Genomic DNA, 1,953 nt, shown 5'->3' with positions numbered 1-1,953 from the left:
GGTCGGGACGCTTCCGGGCGCGTAACAAGGTAGAGGGTGGAAACGCCCGAGCCTGCCTGGTGAGCGTGTTTCCGGCCGTTCTAACGAGGGGTGGGTCTGTGTATGACATTCTCGCCGATCGTGAGCGTGCGCTCGCGATCGTCCAGCGGCGCGGCCTGGATCACTTCCTGATGCTGCTGGATCGTCTGGCGTCGATCTACCACGGCTTCGACTGCAAGATCTACAAGTTCAGCCTGGAATGGATGGACGAACCGTGCCTACTCAAGGCGCGAGGAGTTCGCGGCGACCTGTGGATCTGGTGGCGCTAGCCGCCTACACGGCCGGAAATTCAAAGCCTGTCGACCGTCATGTGGAGGGAGGGTCTGTGACCTGTGAGGTTCTGTCGGATGAGTTCGTGCGCCGCTTTGAGCGGGGAGTGTGGCGCGAACTGATCGAATCGGCGATGGTCGAATGGTCGCCGGACGAGATCACGAATCTGTACGGCAGTGGTTTCGACGGAACAGAGACCGAGTATCTGCGCGGCGATCCCGCCAGCGAGATCCGTGACTTCCTGGACGGCGCCGCCGCCGAGTTGTCGTCGCTGGTCGAGCGTCTGGGCGATCGGGCTCCGGTGCCCGAGGAGCTGGGCCAGGACTGGGTCCTGTCGCGGCAGCGGCAGGGTACGGGCCTCTGGGACCGCGGCTACGGCCCGGAAGGGGACCAGCTGCACGAACAAGCGATCGTCTACGGCGACATCCTCTTGGAGATCTCCGGGGTCGAGGACGACTGCGACGGCTGGGTGGTGCGGGTCCTGTGACCGGCCGGCATCTGCGTGTCCACCATCGCGACTACTACGACCACGAGGTCCACGACGGCGACATCTACCCGCACGGCGAACGGTCCGAGGATCTCGACTGCGAACCCGACGACTTCGACCGCGAGGACGGGCTCAGCGCCGTGGACCTCGCCGTAACCAGCCTGAAGGACCTGGCGGCCACCGAGCCGTCGGGCTGGCCCTATCCGGGGCCGCACTGCTGGTGGGGTGGCACGGTCACGCTGGACTACTACACCGGTGAGATGCGGGAGACCTCCGCGCATCCCCGTGGGTTCAGCGATGCCGAGTGCCGCGACATCTGGGCACAGCTGACCGGCGCATAGCCAGCGCGCGCCGCCCGCCCCTTCCCTCTCCTCTGTTGATCTTTCTGAGGTGGTGCCATGCTCGGCGTGCTCGCGGACCCCACGGTGCGGATCGGGGTCTTGATCGACGATGACCACGACTACTACCTGTCCCCACTCGGCGACCTCGACGTGATCACCGAGGAGCGGGCGCACTTCGCGGCCGGCACGTGGGCGGCCTACCTGCTGACGACGGTCGTCGAGTGCCCGCACTGCGACCGCCGGTACAGCACGGACGTGCTCGGCGGCGTGGTGGTGGAGACGACCGCGCTGGCCGGGTCGATCGTCTGGGCCGACGACGTGTTTCTTCAGGAGAATCCGGCCGACTACCTGACGATGCAGATCCGGGACCTGATCGCTCAAGAGCGCGACGACCCGACGCCGGCCACGGGCTGGCTGCCCCTGCCCGGGGACGCGCTGTGAGCCGGGTCGAGTCGCTGTCGCTGGCGAACGGGGCGCCCGCCCGCCGGGGGACGGTCGCGTTGCTGGTTTCCCCGCATCGGGAGCCGCTGACCGGTGGCGGTCCGGACGCCGTCCACGTCGAGCTGATCGTCATCCGCTCGGTCACCCGCGACGGACGGGTACGTGCCTACGAGGAGATGTGGCCGGGCGGGCGGCCCGTCCGCGTCGCCACCACCGCCTGGAAGATCACCAGTCTGGTCGACGCGTCGGTGCTCGACCCGGACCGCGCGGTCGCGATCGCCCGCGCGCACACCTACCCGGGCCACCGTCAGGTCCGCCCGTGGGCGTCGCTTGCCGAGGCCCGCGCGGCGCTGACCCCCGCCCGCACACCCACTC

General features: G+C 68.4%; 5 protein-coding genes. All 5 read left to right on the top strand.

Annotation, left to right across the window (positions count from 1 at the left end; genetic code table 11):
• The coding region (locus tag AC08OP_RS23385; RefSeq protein WP_476616142.1) for a hypothetical protein at positions 1-308 on the top strand (308 nt) is incomplete at its 5' end.
• Positions 309-364: 56 nt separating this feature from the next.
• Complete coding sequence (locus AC08OP_RS23380) at positions 365-796, top strand: hypothetical protein (RefSeq protein ID WP_476616141.1); 432 nt, start codon at positions 365-367, stop codon at positions 794-796.
• The gene (locus AC08OP_RS23375) at positions 793-1,137 is read left to right on the top strand and encodes a hypothetical protein (RefSeq protein WP_476616140.1); all 345 of its coding nucleotides are present in this window, start codon (positions 793-795) and stop codon (positions 1,135-1,137) included. The genes AC08OP_RS23380 and AC08OP_RS23375 overlap by 4 nt, the downstream gene beginning before the upstream one ends.
• Before the next feature lie 57 nt (positions 1,138-1,194).
• Positions 1,195-1,578, top strand: a complete 384-nt coding sequence (locus AC08OP_RS23370) for a hypothetical protein (protein ID WP_476616139.1) — start codon at positions 1,195-1,197, stop codon at positions 1,576-1,578.
• A partial coding sequence (locus tag AC08OP_RS23365) for a hypothetical protein (RefSeq protein WP_476616138.1) occupies positions 1,575-1,953 on the top strand: 379 nt, incomplete at its 3' end. The genes AC08OP_RS23370 and AC08OP_RS23365, both read left to right, overlap by 4 nt.

The sequence above is a fragment of the Frankia sp. CeRuru1 genome (assembly GCF_977966315.1).
The sequence above is the reverse complement of the archived record's forward strand: the minus strand, read 5'-3'. Positions and strand labels throughout refer to the sequence as shown.